At 53.8% G+C, this 17,028-nt stretch carries 16 protein-coding genes and 1 tRNA gene; 7 read left to right on the top strand and 10 right to left on the bottom strand.

The window, feature by feature from the left end; genetic code table 11:
* Positions 1–21 precede the first annotated feature (21 nt).
* Together recG and IPN28_07285 are read left to right on the top strand one after the other, a co-directional pair.
* Positions 22–2,109, top strand: coding sequence for an ATP-dependent DNA helicase RecG (recG, locus tag IPN28_07290; GenBank protein QQS56110.1), 2,088 nt, complete (start codon positions 22–24; stop codon positions 2,107–2,109).
* 56 nt (positions 2,110–2,165) lie between these two features.
* Positions 2,166–3,131, top strand: coding sequence for a hypothetical protein (locus IPN28_07285; protein QQS56109.1), 966 nt, complete (start codon positions 2,166–2,168; stop codon positions 3,129–3,131).
* A 6-nt stretch (positions 3,132–3,137) separates the two neighbouring features.
* Here IPN28_07285 and cysE read toward each other — a convergent pair whose 3' ends face one another.
* Positions 3,138–3,827 (bottom strand): serine O-acetyltransferase, encoded by a 690-nt coding sequence (gene cysE / locus IPN28_07280; GenBank protein ID QQS56108.1) that lies wholly within the window; start codon positions 3,825–3,827, stop codon positions 3,138–3,140.
* Positions 3,811–4,503 (bottom strand): DUF502 domain-containing protein, encoded by a 693-nt coding sequence (locus IPN28_07275; GenBank protein QQS58563.1) that lies wholly within the window; start codon positions 4,501–4,503, stop codon positions 3,811–3,813. The genes cysE and IPN28_07275 overlap by 17 nt, the downstream gene beginning before the upstream one ends.
* Positions 4,504–5,012: 509 nt before the next feature.
* Here IPN28_07275 and IPN28_07270 point away from each other — a divergent pair.
* Positions 5,013–5,255 (top strand): transposase, encoded by a 243-nt coding sequence (locus IPN28_07270; protein ID QQS56107.1) that lies wholly within the window; start codon positions 5,013–5,015, stop codon positions 5,253–5,255.
* A gap of 186 nt (positions 5,256–5,441) precedes the next feature.
* On the opposite strand, the gene IPN28_07265 is transcribed toward IPN28_07270, so the two are convergent.
* The 3 genes from IPN28_07265 to IPN28_07255 form a co-directional block, all read right to left on the bottom strand.
* Positions 5,442–6,881, bottom strand: a complete 1,440-nt coding sequence (locus IPN28_07265) for an adenylate/guanylate cyclase domain-containing protein (GenBank protein QQS56106.1) — start codon at positions 6,879–6,881, stop codon at positions 5,442–5,444.
* Between the two features lie 158 nt (positions 6,882–7,039).
* Positions 7,040–7,792 carry a hypothetical protein gene (locus IPN28_07260; protein ID QQS56105.1) on the bottom strand — a complete coding sequence of 251 codons (753 nt, stop codon included), beginning with the start codon at positions 7,790–7,792 and terminating at the stop codon, positions 7,040–7,042.
* Positions 7,681–8,142, bottom strand: coding sequence for a hypothetical protein (locus tag IPN28_07255; protein ID QQS56104.1), 462 nt, complete (start codon positions 8,140–8,142; stop codon positions 7,681–7,683). The genes IPN28_07260 and IPN28_07255 overlap by 112 nt, the downstream gene beginning before the upstream one ends.
* A 211-nt stretch (positions 8,143–8,353) precedes the next feature.
* On the opposite strand from IPN28_07255, the gene IPN28_07250 reads away from it, so the two are divergent.
* The 4 genes from IPN28_07250 (at position 8,354) to IPN28_07235 (ending at position 12,423) form a co-directional block, all read left to right on the top strand.
* A complete protein-coding gene (locus tag IPN28_07250; GenBank protein ID QQS56103.1) occupies positions 8,354–8,641 on the top strand; it encodes a PepSY domain-containing protein in 288 nt (95 codons plus the stop codon).
* Positions 8,642–8,658: 17 nt separating this feature from the next.
* Positions 8,659–9,321 (top strand): response regulator, encoded by a 663-nt coding sequence (locus IPN28_07245; GenBank protein QQS56102.1) that lies wholly within the window; start codon positions 8,659–8,661, stop codon positions 9,319–9,321.
* Positions 9,322–9,428: 107 nt separating this feature from the next.
* Positions 9,429–10,652 carry a two-component sensor histidine kinase gene (locus IPN28_07240; GenBank protein QQS56101.1) on the top strand — a complete coding sequence of 408 codons (1,224 nt, stop codon included), beginning with the start codon at positions 9,429–9,431 and terminating at the stop codon, positions 10,650–10,652.
* A 121-nt stretch (positions 10,653–10,773) separates the two neighbouring features.
* Positions 10,774–12,423, top strand: coding sequence for a hypothetical protein (locus IPN28_07235; GenBank protein QQS56100.1), 1,650 nt, complete (start codon positions 10,774–10,776; stop codon positions 12,421–12,423).
* 148 nt (positions 12,424–12,571) lie between these two features.
* Here the strand turns inward: IPN28_07235 and IPN28_07230 are convergent, their stop codons facing one another.
* The 5 genes from IPN28_07230 to gyrA form a co-directional block, all read right to left on the bottom strand.
* A complete protein-coding gene (locus tag IPN28_07230) occupies positions 12,572–12,925 on the bottom strand; it encodes a hypothetical protein (GenBank protein QQS56099.1) in 354 nt (117 codons plus the stop codon).
* A 144-nt stretch (positions 12,926–13,069) separates the two neighbouring features.
* Positions 13,070–13,145: transfer RNA gene (locus IPN28_07225), tRNA-Lys, on the bottom strand.
* A gap of 64 nt (positions 13,146–13,209) precedes the next feature.
* Complete coding sequence (gene coaD / locus IPN28_07220) at positions 13,210–13,737, bottom strand: pantetheine-phosphate adenylyltransferase (protein QQS56098.1); 528 nt, start codon at positions 13,735–13,737, stop codon at positions 13,210–13,212.
* Positions 13,734–14,264, bottom strand: a complete 531-nt coding sequence (locus IPN28_07215; protein ID QQS56097.1) for an SET domain-containing protein-lysine N-methyltransferase — start codon at positions 14,262–14,264, stop codon at positions 13,734–13,736. The genes coaD and IPN28_07215 overlap by 4 nt, the downstream gene beginning before the upstream one ends.
* Positions 14,239–16,989, bottom strand: coding sequence for a DNA gyrase subunit A (gyrA, locus tag IPN28_07210; protein QQS56096.1), 2,751 nt, complete (start codon positions 16,987–16,989; stop codon positions 14,239–14,241). The genes IPN28_07215 and gyrA overlap by 26 nt, the downstream gene beginning before the upstream one ends.
* Between the last annotated feature and the right edge of the window lie 39 nt (positions 16,990–17,028).

The following is a 17,028-nucleotide window of genomic DNA, read 5'->3' as shown; positions in this document are numbered from 1 at the left end:
CGCCGCATATTCGTTAAAGCTATGAGCAGACCTTTTGATCTTGATCCGCTGTTCCGTTCACTTGTTGCTCTGCCCGGAATTGGGCCACGCAATGCGAAGCTCATGGAAAACCTTGTTGGCGGACCGAAAGTCCTGGACCTTCTGTTTCATGCGCCGGTGGATTTTGTGGATCGGCGATTTTCAGGAAAAATTTCCGACGTTCCCAACGGGCGAGTTGTCACGCTGACGGTTCGGGTCGGGAAGCATTCGCCCAACGCCCGCAAAAATCTTCCTTACCGCGTTCAATGCTTGGATGAGAGCGGTGTGATGATGCTGGTTTTTTTCCACGCCAATAAGGTCTGGATTGAAAAGCAGCTGCCCGAAGGGCAGACGGTCATCGTCAGCGGCCGGGTCGAATATTTTCAAGGTCAGCCGCAAATGGTGCATCCCGATGCGGTCGGCAAGGTCGAGGACCGTGCCGCCATCGAGCGTATCGAGCCGATTTATCCGCTGACGCAGGGGATCACCAACAAGCTGATGAATAAATCCGTGGCGGCGGCGGAAAGGATGATTCCCGCCCTGCCGGAATGGCTGGACGAGGCGTATCAGGCGCAGCAGAAATGGCCGGGGTGGAAGGAGGCTTTAACCGCTCTCCATCATCCCGAAAGCGAAAAAGACCTGAACCCGCTGACCCCCTGCCGTGCGCGGCTGGCTTATGATGAATTGCTGGCCAATCAACTCACGCTCCTGATCGTGCGGGAGCATCAGCGGGTTGTGGAGGGGCGCAGCCATCAGGTTTCAACGGTGTTGCGTGAGAAGGTTCTGGCCGCCCTGCCCTTTCAACTGACGGGGGCTCAGAAGCGCAGCCTTGCGGAAATTGATGAAGATATGCAGAAGCCGCAACGGATGCTGCGCCTGCTGCATGGGGATGTCGGCAGCGGCAAGACGATCGTGGCGTGTCTGGCGATGCTGAATGCGGTCGAGTCCGGGAAACAGGCGGCGCTGATGACCCCCACCGAAATTCTGGCGCGGCAGCACGCGGAGACTCTCTCCCCTTACCTGCAAGCGGCTGGAGTCCGTGCCGTTATCCTGACCGGGCGGGATAAAGGCAAGACGCGGGAAACGCTGTTGCAGCAGATCCGCAACGGCGCCGCGCAGGTGATTATCGGAACTCATGCGATTTTTCAGAAGGATGTCGTCTATCAAGACCTCGGCCTTGCGGTGATCGACGAGCAGCACCGTTTCGGGGTGCAGCAGCGGCTGGAACTCTCCACCAAAAACCACGGCATTGATCTGCTTGTCATGACGGCGACTCCGATTCCGCGCACTTTGGCTCTAACGGCCTATGGCGATCTGGATGTCAGCAAGCTGGACGAGAAGCCTCCGGGACGGAAGCCGATCGATACCTTGCTGCTGCCTTCCGAAAAAATGGAGATGCTGATTGAGCGGCTCAAGAACAAGATCAAAGAAGGCAATCGCGTTTACTGGGTCTGCCCACTTGTTGAAGAGTCGGAGTTGATCGACCTGGCCGCCGCGGAGGAACGCTATGACGTGCTGCGGCAGGTGTTCGGTGAGCGAACGGGGATGATCCACGGGCGGATGAAGCCCGCCGATAAAGATGCCGTGATGGAGAAATTTATCGCGGGCGATCTGGATATCCTTGTCGCCACTACGGTGATCGAAGTCGGGGTCAATGTTCCCGCCGCTACGATCATGGTTATTGAACACGCCGAACGTTTTGGCCTCGCTCAGTTGCATCAGTTGCGCGGCCGCGTGGGGCGCGGGGCGGATCAATCCTATTGCTTTCTTCTTTATAGCGGCCCTTTGGGAGAGACGGCGAAGGCGCGGCTTTCGACGCTGCGGGAGACAGAGGACGGCTTCGTGATTGCGGAGAAGGATTTACATCTGCGCGGGGCCGGCGATCTACTGGGGCTGAGGCAAAGCGGGATGGCCGAATTCCGGCTGGCCGATCTGTCGGCGCATGGCGAATTGCTGGCGGCGGCGCGGGACGATGCGAAACTGATCCTTGCGAAAGACCCTACCCTGAAATCCAAGCGGGGAGAGGCTTTACGGACACTTCTTTACCTTTTTGAGCGAGATCAGGCGATTGCGTATTTTCAGAGTGGTTGAATTTTTCCCTATATTTTGACATAATATTCAATAATTTAAGAAAATGCGGGAACTTCATGACCAGCCAGAGTGAAATCAAGCCTAACCCTTCTGCGCCCCGCTACGAGCCGGAGTTGTGGAACAGCCGTGTGTCCGAATCCGACTTGCGCGGGTTTTTGAAGGATCACCGTGAGATTGTTTCCCGTGTTCTGGCGCGCGAGGAGTACCGCCGCCCTGCCGAAGACAACGATCTCCGCATGATTCAGTCCAGGATCGACCGCAATCCGGTCGAACGAGCCCGCGATGCGCTGGTACAGTTTAACGCGGCCGTCGTCCGGTTCGAGGGGGATTTCGACAAAATCGGCGCCCATTTCGGGATGAAGCCGGAGGATGCCAAACGCTTTGAGCCTCTGGCCCGTGAGACTTATCTGGCGCAGGGGTTTCAGGAGTATGCCAACTGCTATTCCTATGCGATGAACGATATGGACCGTTACCGAAACGGCGGCGATACGCCCGGTGAGCGCGGTGACTTTGGATTTTCCTTCGCCAGCGAAACAAATTACGAGACATTTAAAAGGGAATTGATGAAGGCTGTGGAAGCTGACGGGGCGATGATTGGCGGAACCGATGCCGAGCCGATCGCCGGATATTACCGTGTGGCCGTTTTTGCCCGTCCCCCGCACGAAGACCCCAAGGTTCGGGGCGATAATTCTCTGATGGATTATCATTTTGTTCGGGAAAACGGTGACGGAACCTGGTCGCAGAAACTTGGCATTAGCCCGCAAGCCGGAAGCGGGATCGTTACCAATCTCGATGACAACGGTAAGGTCATTACAGACCCTAGAACGGCTGCCCTTGGTCGTTATGAGTTCTTGAGTTATGTTTATGTACCGGAGGGCGGGCTGGATGTCGGGCCGCCCTATGAGCCGAAAACCAAACCGGGATCTTTGGATATTCCGCTCGATCCGCAGGAAGACTGGAAGCGGCGGAATTCCGATCCTTACCCTGAGACTGTCTCGCGCAGCGGACTGCCGCGGCCCTAGACAGGTTTACTCAGCCGCGCTTTTCTTAATATCCTCACAGGGGGCAGCAGAGGCACAATTATCCTTCTCGGATTTAAGGTTCAGTTCCTTTTTGATCTTGCCCATTTCACGGATCAGGCAGTCCATCGTGGTGATCAGGTCGGTCATCTCCTCGCGGCTGGGCATTCCATAGGCGCGGGCCTTGTCATCGCCGCCGACGACCCGGGCGGGAATGCCGATGGCCGTGGCATGAGCGGGGATGTCCGTTGTTACGACGGAGTTTGCACCTATCTTAGCCCCCTCTCCAACGGTGATATCGCCCAGAAGCTGCGCCCCGGCGCCAATAATCGCGCCGGACTCAAGAGTCGGGTGGCGCTTGCCATTCACTGTACCGCTGCGCCCTACACCGCCCAGAGTGACGCCGTGATAGATCGTGACGTTATCGCCGATGATGGCTGTCTGGCCGATAACAACGCCCGTGCCGTGGTCGATAAACAGGTTTTTGCCGATTGTCGCTTCGGGATGGATTTCGATGCCCGTCAGGAAGCGGGTGAAGTTCGCCAGCGCCCGCGCTAAAGCCTTCAGCCCCAGATGCCAGATAAAGTTATTCATCCTGTGCAGGACAACGGCATGGAAGCCGTTATAGGCAAACAGCACTTCCGCAAAGGTCGGCTGCGCCGGGTCGCGCTCCTGAATCGATTTAATGAGGCCGCTCATGGTCTACTCCTTCAATCTTTACTTTATTCGCCTTCCCGGTCTTTCCGGTTTCTTTCAGAACTTTGCCGGGGTTGTCGGGGTCGGGCTTCAGCATCCCGCCGGATACGACCAGTTTTATCCCCTCCTCCACGGTAATATCCAGCAAAATAAGGTCTTTTTTGGGAATAAAGAGCAAAAAACCCTGTGTCGGCAATGGGGCGGTGGGGATGAAGACGTTCAGGGTTTCCTCTCCCGTATTCTCCTGTACCTGCGGAATGGCGCTGCCGGTCACGAAACCGATGCTCCAACAGCCTTGCCGGGGGTATTCGAACATCACGACTTCGCGGAATGCGTTCGACTGGCTGGTCATCACGGTTTCCAGAACCTGCTTGGTGGCACTGTAAATTGTTCTTATGATCGGCATCCGAGCCAGAATTTTTTCTGAAATCAGAATCAGGATACGGCCGAGGAAGTTGGTGGCGAACCAGCCGATACAAATGAAAAATGTTATTGCTACGAAAAGACCGATGCCGGGAATCGTGGCCTTGCCGTAGAGCGCCTGATACCACTCCGTCGGGAGAACCAGCGCGACCTTGCTATCCACGAAGGTCAGAAAGAGATAGGTCAGGTATACGGTGATTGTGATCGGGGCGGTAACGAGGATGCCGGCCAGAAGGTAGCCGCGCAGACGGGCCATCGGCTTGCGGTCCTTGTCCTTGATGTTTTCCTGAAACAGCTTGTCGGCGCTGCTTTTATAGAGCGGTTGCTTCACGCCTGGGGGCTTTCCGTCGTTTTTGGTCACGCAAACTGTCCTTCTTCTCTGGTGCCGAAAGGCATTGAGCGTTGAAAGCCAGCCCTTGTCAAGATGGAGTCATAGGGGGTCACTTCGGACTGGCAGCAGACTGTTCGTTAAAACTGTGGATGCCAGACCCGTTTTTCTTGTCAAGGCTCGATAATGGAAGGGGGTGGACCAGCGTTCTACCTGTGCGACATCTATGACTGGGTTCGTGATCCGAAGGGATATCGGCGCTTCGAGGAAGAACAATCCACAAGAAGCTTTGGTGACCAAGACGGCTGTCAACACCTCGAATAGATTTAATGTAGCCCAGTGAGTAGCCCGCGAGATTTTTCTGAAATCCTGATCCGCCCCTTATAAATGAGGCCGGTTGGAGAGTGAATCTCCGGTAGATTATTTGGACATACTTTATGGAGGTTTTGGATGTCGCAGAAGCGTTATACGAAGAGCAGATCATTGGGATGTTGCGGCGGGCCGAGGTTCTGGCCGGTCTGGGCAAGGAGATGGCGGAGGTGTTGCGCGAGAACGGGGTGACGGGCAACACATATTACCGCTGGCGCAAGAAATATGGGGGAATGGGCACGGATCAGGTCCAGCGCCTGAAGGAACTAGAGGTTGAGAATGCGCGGCTCAAGCGGGCGGTGCCGACCTGACGCTGGATAAACTTATTCCCAAGAAAGTCTCGTCGGGAGAGTTCTGAGCAGCCCCGCCCGCTGCCGGGACGCTGTGATTTATATGCAGCAGACGCTGGGCACTGACACAAAATGCTCCAATAATCGCTCCTGCTTGCTTTGCGATAAACGGTTCTTCCTCATACCTGTACCAGTAACCTTTCCCAGTTATCTGGTACAGACACTTAAAAAAAAGCTCTCCACTTTTCCGATATCCTTAATGTCTCTTATCCCCCTGGATTCAAGTTTGAATTTTTTGTTCAGAATTTCGGCCAGTTCGAAGGAAACATGGATAAATCCCGGCTCACCCGCGCTTTCATAGCGGCTGGCCACATTGACGGTGTCGCCCCAGACATCATAGGAAAACTTATGCTTTCCCAAAACTCCGGCCACAACCGGACCCGTATGCAACCCGATCCGAAGGCGCAGGCCGCTATCGATCTCCTCCATCGCTTCGAGCATCCCCAGCGCCATCCGAGCCGCCCGCTCCGCATGATCAGCGCAGGAAACAGGCACTCCTGCTACGGCCATATAGGCATCGCCGATTGTCTTGATTTTCTCCACACCGTGTTGAAGGGCAAGCTCATCGAAGCGAAAAAAAATCCGGTTCAAAGTTTCAACGACCGCCTGCGGGGTATTACGGTTGGCGAATTTTGTGAATCCGGCCAGATCGGCGAAGAGAACCGTTACTTCCTGATGAGCGTCCGCGATCATCTCCTCGCCCGTATGGATGCGCTCAACGACCGAGCGGGGGAGAATATTGAGAAGAAGGCTTTCGACCTGTTCCTTCTGATGCTCGATTTCTTCAAGATATGCTTCGTTCTCTGCTTCCGCCTTCCGGATGCGGGCGACCATATGAGTAAATTCGCGGTTGATGACGCCGATTTCATCGCGTTTGTTCCGGGCCAGATCCTCCATCGGTTCGCCAACACCAAACTGATAGATGTTATGGGCCAGTTTCCTCAGCGGGCTGAATAACTGGCCATTCAGGTATAGGGAAATCCCGCCCGCAAGGATCAGCATTCCGGCGGCCAGCATGGTGGCAACATGGGTGTAGGCGGAGCGCATGATCCGGTCAAGGGAGCTGAGGGACAGGACGACATTGATGCTGCCCAATTCCTGATCTTTGGGAGCCAGCGGAGTGGTCAGGCTCATGTAACGGTAGCCGGGCGAGATAAAATAATCGATATGATTGGGGTTCGTAAAGGTGCTGGGGTCGTCGTCCGGGTCAAGATCGCCGTCCGTGACGTCAATGTCCATGATGGGCTTGCGCGTTTTGAGGACTTGAACCATGGCATCATGTTCTTCTTCATCAGACTCTTCTATATTGCCCGGGTCGTTACTCGCCACGATGTCCGAACTTTCCCCCTTGCTGAAGAGAACATTGATTTCTATATCGTTTTTGTCCCGCTGGCCGACCAGACGGTCGATGAAGGATTGCATTCCCTCAATATTCTTGTTTAACGCTAGGTCATGAATGGCCGATTCCATCATGTGGGACAGGAGGAGCCCTTCATGTTCGATATTCGCCTTGTTGGCTTTCTCAAACTCCCTGAGTGTGAAGCTCGTAAAGAGAAAAAGGACAAAAACGACCAGGCCGATTACCATCCCAAGGATGCGAAACCGCAGGGAATGAAAAAATGAAACACCCTTAGCCTTATTTTCATTGCTGACAGACGACCCTTGAGTCATTACATCCCCCGCATTCATGCCCACAGATAAACTGTAACGCCTGTTTCTTATGTAAAACTTAAGGGAAAATACCCTTAAAAATCATAGGTATAGCGGACAATCCCCCCCGCAATGTCTGTTTTTACGCCATCTTCCTCGGTGTTGCGCCAACCGATTTCAGCCGTCAGGCCATTGCTGAAATCATAGCCGCCTGAGACCTGCAGAAGATGGTCGTGGATCGTTTCATCCTCGTGGGAATCAATCTCCCGTGCCGTATAGCCGACCGCAAGGCTCCAGTTCTCATAAAACGTGTTGACCAGGCTCACCGTGAAATAATGGTTATTATCGTCCGTTCCTTCGAAATCCTCGACATATGTATACTCGGTCAGAATATCGGCCTTTATCCGGTCGGTCACGTCAAAAGCAAAATCGTTGCCGAGGGTGAGAATGACTCCGCCCTCATCGTCATCGCCCTCATCCGCCTTTGCCGCCTCCAGATGGCGGTAGCCGAGCCTGTAGTAGACAGTCTCGATGGGGGGAATCTTACCACCCTCAAGGGTGACAACATAGGAGGACAGGTTCTCGGTATTGCTCAGGCCACCATCTTCAAGTGAGATATGCTCCCGGCTTGTTCCCAGTGCCCCGGAAAGGAAGGTCGTGTCGGCGAAAAAGGCGCTGGCCCCCACGACATGGTTGCCGAATTTCTCGCTTTCGTATTCATAGGCGGCGCCCAGTCCTATTTTTTCGGTGATTTCGTATTCCTCCGCGAAATCCTCCGTCCAGATTCCCCGTTCGCGTACCCAAGACGTGTCGAACCGGGATTGAATTTTCCGGCAAAAGCCGACCACGGACCGTATTCGACATTCAGGGTCAATTCCTCGACATACGCGCCCTCGTCGTCAAAAAAACTGTCCTTGCCCGGATCGGGATCACGAACGGGTTCAAGGACGAGGGTGGTATCAATGTAAATATTCTCAGTTATTAACAGTTCGGCGCTGATTTCTGCGTTAATAGCGGCGATATCGCGTTCTTCGTCGGGATCATCCGATCCCAGGCTGGTTTCGCCTTCCAACTCCAGAATAATTTCTCCCGAAACTGCAGGGTTGGTTGCAAAAGCATCCGTATCCTCCGCATACGCTACCGGCGCAGAGAAAAGCGCACACATAAAGAACAACAAACGGGATGATTTCTGGTGCATGGGAGGTAACAGATAAAATAACTCATAAAAAAGATATCAAATATTTCAAGTGAGTTGCATAAAACCAGGAATGTTCAGGTCACTTTTCCCATGATTTTGTTAAGAATTGGTAAAGGAAAGTGCAGGAAAAACCTTGATCGCCTTAAGTTTTAAATAAGCTTGAGGGGTGAGAATACGTTAGTATCTGAATAGTAAAACTCGGGAGACCCCTATGAAAAAATTTATCTTTTTAGGATTGATAGCCACTGGGATTGCTTTATGTGGTGCCCAAAGCTTTGCAGACGAAGCCATTCCGTCGTTGACTGAGCAACAAGTTAAAGACAAACTTCTTGAAAGCTACCCGGAGGCTGAGATTCTAGCCAGCAAGCTGGAAACAGAAGCTGGAATCCCCGTCTATGAGTTCAACATAAAAACCAATGCCGGGGAAATGCTTGAAGTGGAACTGGACGGCAACAGCGGCTCCATTATAGAAGTTGAGCAAGCCGACACCGATGACTAAGCGTCGCAGAGTCAAAGATGAAGCTCCTGCTGGTTGAAGACGATATCATGATCGGCGAGAGCCTCCAGAAGGCTCTTCGTCGGTCAGGGTACAGCGTTGACTGGGTGCAGGACGGATTTGACGTCGAGCATTGCGTGAAGGACAAGACTTATTGTCTTGTTATCCTCGATCTAGGGTTGCCAAATAAAAACGGTTTTACGATCCTACAGGAACTCCGCAAAAGCCAAAATGATATCCCGGTGCTTATTCTGACAGCACGCGATGCGGTTTCCGATCGTGTGAAGGGGCTTGATTGCGGCGCTGACGAATATATGCTCAAGCCCTTTGCGCTGGAGGAACTGGAGGCAAGGATCAGGTTGCTTTTGCGCCGCCGCGAAAATCAGCGCTCTCCTGAAATCTCTCTAGGGGCTTTGACACTCAATCCTGCGACGCATGAGGCGGTATACAAGGATAAAAGGTATGTTCTTTCAGGGCGGGAGTTTTCGTTGATGAGGATATTAATGGAAAATCCCGGCTCAATTTTCTCCCGGGCGCAGCTGGAAGAGAAACTCTATGGCTGGAACGAAGAAGTCGAAAGTAATTCTGTGGAAGTCCATATCCACCAGATCCGCAAAAAACTCGGGAAAGGCATCATAAAAAACACAAGAGGCGTGGGCTATTCGATTGGGGAGTGTTTGTAATGTCCTTACGCCTCAAACTCCTTTTTTGGATTTCTCTGGTCCTGTGTCTTGGAACGTCTGTTCTTGCGACCTTGATTTTTCGAATTTCGGAAGAAGAACTCAATGACATGCTCGATGAAAGTATGCTTCAGGTCGGGTATGCTGTCGCCGCGCAGGAGGAGGCGCAGCCGCGTCAGGCCGACAAAATTCTTCATGAGCAGCACGATTTGGGGGAGGACGGGGACTTCCTTATTCAGGTCTGGTCAGAAGATGGAAAGCTTCTCTATACCTCCCATAAAAACCTTGAAATCCCGATGATTAACAATAAGGGCTTCGGCTATACTGATTACGATGACGAGCGCTGGCGCTATTACATCAATAAGGCCAAGAGTGGGCGCACAGTCCAGATTGTCGGAGAGATGGAGGAACGGGACGAAGATATTCTTGAGATTGTCTGGACTTTCCTGCAGCCGGTTCTTACCCAGCTTCCCTTCGTCCTGATCCTTTCCTTCTTTGCCATCACACGCGGGCTGAAGCCTCTGAGGACCGTCTCTGAAGAAATAGAAAAGAAACACTCCCAAAATCTTACGCCGCTCGCGCTGGAAAAAGTCCCCAGGGAAATCCGAACGGTAGTTGAATCTTTAAACCTGCTTCTTGTCAGGCTCGATGAAGCCCTTAAGGCCCAGAGGCAATTTACAGCCGATGCGGCACACGAACTCCGCACACCTCTGGCGGCCGTACAAATTCAGATCGACAATCTGGAGCGTTCTCAGGATGAATCGGAGCGCCTGGAGAGCCTTGAGCGGCTGAAGGCCGGTGTAAAGAGAAGCATCCATATGGTCAAAAATCTTCTGCTGCTGGCCCGTCAGGAACCGGAAGCTGGAGAGGTTCCGCAAGAGAAAATCGACCTGAACAGGATCATCAGCACTGTCCGAGGGGAATATATAGTATTCGCAAAGGAAAAGAATATCAGGCTGACCTTTCTCACAGGCGATCAGAATGCCTATATTTTAGGTGAAGAACAGAGTCTTGGAATTCTTGTCGGCAATCTTCTGAACAACGCAATCATCTATACGCAAGAGGGCGGAGCGGTTGATATAGGCGTCGTGTGCAATGGCCCGCTCGTCATCCTGAGCATTGGCGATAATGGCCCGGGGATAGCAGAAGAGCACAGGGAGAGAATTTTTGACCGATTTTACCGCGTACTCGGCACGAAGACGACCGGATCAGGGCTGGGACTTTCAATCGTCAAGGCTATCGCACTAAGACATGGCGCTGAAATTTCTGTGACCACGAACGGCGGTGATAAAGGCACACGCTTTACAGTGAGCTTCCCCGCCTGCGCTGACTGACTTAAGGCAAACTTAAGTAAAAATCTTTTTCCATTAAGGCTCGTCTAAGTTTCATTTTTTATTTCCCTCTTCAAAGACGGAAGGCGTTTTCCGTAGTTTATTCATAATTGAGGAGATTATCATGTTAGATTTCAACGAAAACCCCCACCATAACTTTCCCGAGCCCTCCGGCACCACCGCAGGCGCATATCCCGAACTGTCAAATTTACCGCAGGGCTCTGCCTTTAAGGCGGAGGCGGCGGAAAATGTTGCCGGCACGATCGATATTCAGGATGTTCTCTTTGCCAACAACTTGGCAGACGACGACGAGGGCGGACGCGAGATACGCGGCACAAGAGGCGATGACGAACTGGAGGGCAATCATCATGACACGCTGCGCGGATTTGGCGGCGATGACATTCTCGATACGCTTGAAGGGGACGGCTATAATACCCTGAATGGCGGCTCCGGTGATGACGAGCTGGAAGGCAACCATCATGACACTTTGATTGGCGGCACAGGAGACGACGAATTGTCCACCAATGAGGGCAACGGCTTTAATACCCTTAAGGGCGGAGAAGGCGATGACGAGCTGGAAGGCAATCATCACGATGTCCTCTCGGGCGGCAAGGGAGACGATCTTCTGAGCACAGCCGAGGGCAACGGCTACAACGTCCTTGATGGTAACTCCGGTGATGACGAGATTGATGGAAACCATCATGACATGCTCAATGGCGGAACAGGCGATGACACGCTCAGCACAGCGGACGGCAATGGCTATAACGTCCTGAAAGGCGGACAGGGCAATGATATCGTGCGCGGTGGCCACCATGACGTTCTCTATGGTAACAGCGGCGATGACTACATCGAGTTTTACGGCGGAAATAACGTCGCTTATGGCGGGCATGGCGCAGACCTGTTCGAGCTGGCTGACGGAGAACTGCCTGTTGGCGTCAATACCATAAAAGACTTCAACGATGGCACTGACAAGCTGCAAATACGCAACATCGAAGGCTTGAATTCCTTTGAAGACCTGACTTTCGAGCAAGAGGGGCGTCATGTTGTCGTATCCTTTGACGATGAAGAACTCGCCGTTCTGGAAAAAACGTCACTGGACGATCTCGATGCCAGTGATTTCATCATCGACCCCCGCCATAACCCGGATATCGGCGCTGAAGATTTCGAAGGCGCGGCCATCGATAATCCTTATATGCCGTTTATTCCCGGCATGAAATGGGCCTATGAAGGCCTGACTGATGAAGGGCTGGAGCGTCAGGTCGTCGAAGTCCTTGAAGAAACCCGGATGATCAACGGCGTCGAGGCCACGGTTGTCCGCGACACCGTTTACGTGAACGGTGAGATCAGGGAAGATACCTATGACTGGTATGCTCAGGATACAGATGGAAACGTCTGGTATCTGGGCGAATTCACCACGGCTTACGAGGACGGATTGCCTGCCAGCACGGGCGGTTCATTTGAGTGGGGCGTTGATGGCGCGTTACCGGGGATCGTGATGTTCGCAGACCCGTCGGCCCATATCAATGAAACCTACAAGCAGGAACTTTATGTCGGAGAGGCTGAGGACACCGCAACGCTTCTGCAGATCAACGACAGTATTACCGTGCCTTACGGAAGTTTCTCTAATGTCGTGAAAACCCTTGAATTCACGCCCCTGGAGCCATTCGTGCGCGAGCATAAGTACTATGCAGCGGGCATCGGCTTTATCAAGCAGGTGAACCTGAGAACCGGCGAGACACTTGATCTGGTCGAGTTTTCTGCACCATCGACGTAATCCTTTAAATATTCCTCCATTCCCTCCCGTTTCCGGACGGGAGGGCTTTTTGTATCTTGATAAAACCCTGCCAGCAGCCCCATGACGATCCGTACAGGGCTGCCAGCGCAAGGGCAAGTGCAGCGCCGCTGCGATCAGGCATAATGCTTCACTGCCCCGCCAAGCGCTGAATATCCAGATCAATCCGCCGCACCCTTTCCCCCGGAGCCACACAGACAGCTTCAAGACGTTCATGTTCTTTCCAGAGGGCAATTTCCTCAGCCGTAGCGCCTTCAGGGATGCCGCCAGTCTCTCCAGCCCTCCTCCTGAAATTCCCCGAAAGCTGGAAAAAGACCTTGTCGGCTGCATCTCTGGCCTCAACCGATATCTGTTCTGCTTCGAACAGCAGCGCGATCAGTTGTTCGATATCCTGAGGCAGATCGTCAAAGGTGCCAGCAGGTAGCGAAGGAGTGTTCTCCGATTGCGTTAACGATGCCTGAGTATTCTGTAAAAATATATTCATGGTGCAGTCCTTTCAAAAAGTTTTGCTATGAAAACGGCACAATGCCGATCTCAAAAGTGCAGTGCTTTTTGAAGCTGGAGTATCTGGGTGGTATCTATCTTATCGAACGACCATGCACAGATCAAAGCAAGCCATTGATAAATTTGGTGATCGCGCCGGGATTCGAACCCGGGACCTACTGATTAAAAGTCAGTTGCTCTACCGGCTGAGCTACGCGATCATCTGCGAAAGGGATAAACCCATGCCTTGGAATTGGGGAACAATATGGATTTCACCCCCCTGCGTCAAGCTTTGTTCCCCCGCTTTTTGTATTTTTTCTTCAGTTTTTCAGCCACCTGCGGGGTCACGAACTCCTCCACACTTCCGCCCAGGCTGCAGATTTCCTTGACAAACGAGGCGGAGACGAACTGCCACTTATCCGCAGCCATGAGGAAAACCGTCTCGATTCCGGGGTCCAGCTTGGCGTTCATGCCGGTCATCTGAAATTCGTACTCAAAATCCGAAACGGCCCGCAAACCACGGAAAATACAGGAAGCCCCGACCTCCCGGGCACACTCAACGAGAAGGCTGTCAAACGCCCGAACCTCGATCTCACAGCCTTTTTTGGGCATATTCTCAATATCCTTACGCAGCATCTCCATTCGCTCTTCCAGCGTAAACAGCGGCCCCTTGCGCTGACTTTGGGCTACTGCAACGATCAGCCTGTCTACAATCCGGCTGGCCCGGCGGATGAGATGGAGGTGCCCCTTTGTGACCGGATCGAACGAGCCGGGATAGATGCCCACCAGCGATTTTGTCTTGGTTTTGCTCATTGACTGCCGTACAGCCTGCGGAGATACGGTTGGGCGATGGGCAGAAGGCGCCGACGCGTCTCTTGATCCAGAGCCGGGAATCCGGCCACGGTTCCGCGGCATCGGGGCGAACCACAGAGACACTTCATGGCCCATTCCGGGTCGTTGTCGCTGCTGCTGTAATCCCAGCTCAATTCCTCCTCCTTGGCAATATCGCGTAGGGCGAAAAAGGACTGGCCGTCAGGAGTGAACCCAAGGTTCGGGTCGCAGCTGTGATTGAGGAAATCGTCAATCGTACCCGTCGCCATCAGATACACATCCTCCTCGATCTGGAGCAGGGACTGGCAGCGATCAACGTCCGATATTTCCGATTCATGAAGCTTTTTCCCTGTCACCGGGAGAACAACTTCGCCCTTTCGAATGTTTCTCTTGGCGAACACACCTGTTCCTGCGATGGGGGACTTGCGGACCTCCGCCGCCTCCGTATCGGCGACATCGTCAACTTTCTGGTACCAGTGATTATCAATCACCTGATTCTTCTGGCTCACTCTCATCACTCCCGTTATTCCCGTTCTCCTCATCTTCCTGAATCAGCCAGGCGACCGAAACCACGCTTTCGCCCTCGCCGACCTTGAAGATCGTCACGCCCTGCGCGCTGCGGCCCGTGATGCGGATATTCTGCACCTTGGTGCGGATCAACTGCCCCTTGTCGGTGACCAGCATTATTTGATGCGAATCCGTGACCGGGAAGGTGGCGACCACCTCGCCGCCGTTCTTTTCGGTCAGGGCCATATTGGTAACCCCCTGCCCGCCCCGCCCCGAAACACGGTATTCGTAAGCCGACGTGCGCTTTCCGAAGCCCTTGCTTGTAACGGTCAGCACCAGTTGCTCGCTGGCCAGCAATTCGCGGTAACGCTCGTCCGTCAGGTTGACTCCGTTCCCGGAAATCTCCTCAGCCTCCTCATCGGCGGGAAGCGCGGCGCCTTCTTCAGGCGCGATGATCCGGTTGGCGGCCTTCATGTAGGCACTGCGTTCCTCGGGGGTGAGATCGATATGCTTGAGGATCGACATGGAGATCACCTCGTCGTCCTTGTCCTTCAGCTTGATACCGCGAACGCCCGTGGATGTGCGGCCGGAAAAAACGCGAATGTCGGAAACCGGAAAGCGGATGGCCTTGCCGTTGCGGGTGGCCAGCATAACGTCTTCGTCTTCCTTGCAGATTTTGACGGAGACAAGCCTTTCCCCATCGCCCAGCTTCATAGCGATCAGGCCGTTGGCGCGGATATTGCGGAAATCCGAGAGCTTGTTGCGCCGGACGGTTCCGTGGGAGGTGGCGAACATAATATCGAGTTCGTCCCAGACCTCCTCATTCTCGGGCATCCGCAGATAAACGCTGACGTTCTCGTCTTTTTCCAGCGGAAGAAGGTTGATCAGCGCCTTCCCGCGGGATTGCGGGGTCGCCAGCGGAATTTGATAGACTTTCAGGCGGTGAACGATTCCCCTTGAAGTAAAGAACAGCATCGGCGTGTGGGTGCTGGCCACGAACAGATCGGAGACGAAATCCTCGTCCTTCATGCTCATGCCCGTGCGGCCCTTGCCGCCGCGGCGCTGGGCGCGGTAGGTGTCGAGCGGAACACGCTTGGCGTAGCCGCCGCCCGTCACCGTCACCACCATATCCTCGCGCTGGATCAGGGATTCGATATCGACTTCGAATTCAGCGTCCAGAATTTCGGTGCGGCGCGGTGTTCCGTACTTTTCCTTGATTTCCTTGAGTTCATTCACCAGCAGTTCGAGCAGGCGTTCGCGGCTGGCGAGGATGGCTAAAAATTCTGAGATCTCGTCCGTGATCTTCTTCAAATCATCACCGATCTTGTCCCGCTCCAGACCCGTCAGACGGTGGAGGCGGAGATCCAGAATTTCCTTGGCCTGAATTTCGGACATACGGTACGTGCCTTGATCCGAGACCGGGTACTCAGGATCGTCGATCAGCGCGATCAGCGGCGCGACATCGGCGGCGGGCCAGTCCCGCGACAGCAGCCCCTCTTTTGCCTCTGCTGGATTGGGTGCGTTACGGATAATCGCTATCACTTCATCGATATTGGCAACGGCCACAGCCAGACCGGCCAATTTATGAGCCCGTTCGCGGGCCTTGCCGAGTTCATAGACCGTGCGGCGGGTGATGACCTCCTCGCGGAAATTCACAAACGCCTTGATCATGTCGCGCAGAAGCATGGTCTGCGGTTTGCCGTTATGCAGCGCGACCATGTTGCAGGAGAAATTGGTCTGCATCTGCGTGTGCTTCATCAGCTGGTTCAGGACCACATCCGAATTCGCGCCGTTTTTCAGTTCGATGACAACGCGCACCCCGTCGCGGTCGGATTCATCGCGGATTTCGTGGATATCCTCGACGATTTTCTCGCGCCCGACTTCGCCGAGACGCTCCAGAAGTTTTCCTTTATTCACCTGATAGGGGATTTCACGGATGATGATCGCCTCGCGCTTGCCGATCTCCTCAATGGAGGTTTTCGAGCGCATGACGACTGAGCCGTTGCCAGTCTGGTACGCCGAGCGGATGCCATTGCGGCCAATAATAAACGCGCCTGTCGGGAAATCCGGACCGGGGATAATGGCATTCAGCTCTTCTGAGGTCAGGGCCGGATTTTCGACAAACGCGCAGCACGCATCGATGACTTCATTCAGATTATGCGGGGGAATGTTCGTGGCCATCCCGACCGCGATACCCCCGGCTCCGTTGACCAGAAGGTTGGGAATGCGCGAGGGAAGCACGGACGGTTCGGATTCCGTATCGTCATAATTGGGACGAAAATCAACCGTTTCCTTATCGATATCGTCGAGCATCGTTTCCGCCGCCTTTTCAAGGCGGGACTCGGTATAGCGCATAGCCGCGGGAGGATCGCCGTCCAAAGAGCCGAAGTTCCCCTGTCCATCGACCAAAGGCAGGCGCATGGACCAGGGTTGCGCCATGCGGACAAGGGAATCGTAAATCGCCTGATCGCCGTGCGGGTGAAATTTACCCATGACATCCCCGACGACGCGGGCAGACTTTTTAAAAGGTTTATCAGAGGAGTAACCCCCGACACGCATCGCGTAAAGAATCCGGCGGTGTACGGGTTTCAGTCCGTCGCGCACATCGGGAAGCGCCCGGCTCACGATCACGCTCATGGCGTAATCGAGATAGGATTGCTTCATTTCGTCTTCGAGGGAGACTTTCGGAATATCAAATTCCGGAGGGGTCTTGTTCTCGCTGCTCATGAGTTATTATTTCCTGAAGAGGTTCTATTGATCGTTCAT

Source organism: Alphaproteobacteria bacterium, assembly GCA_016699735.1.
Classification (GTDB): Bacteria; Pseudomonadota; Alphaproteobacteria; order Micavibrionales; family Micavibrionaceae; genus JAGNKE01.
This window is presented reverse-complemented; position numbering and strand designations above follow the sequence as displayed.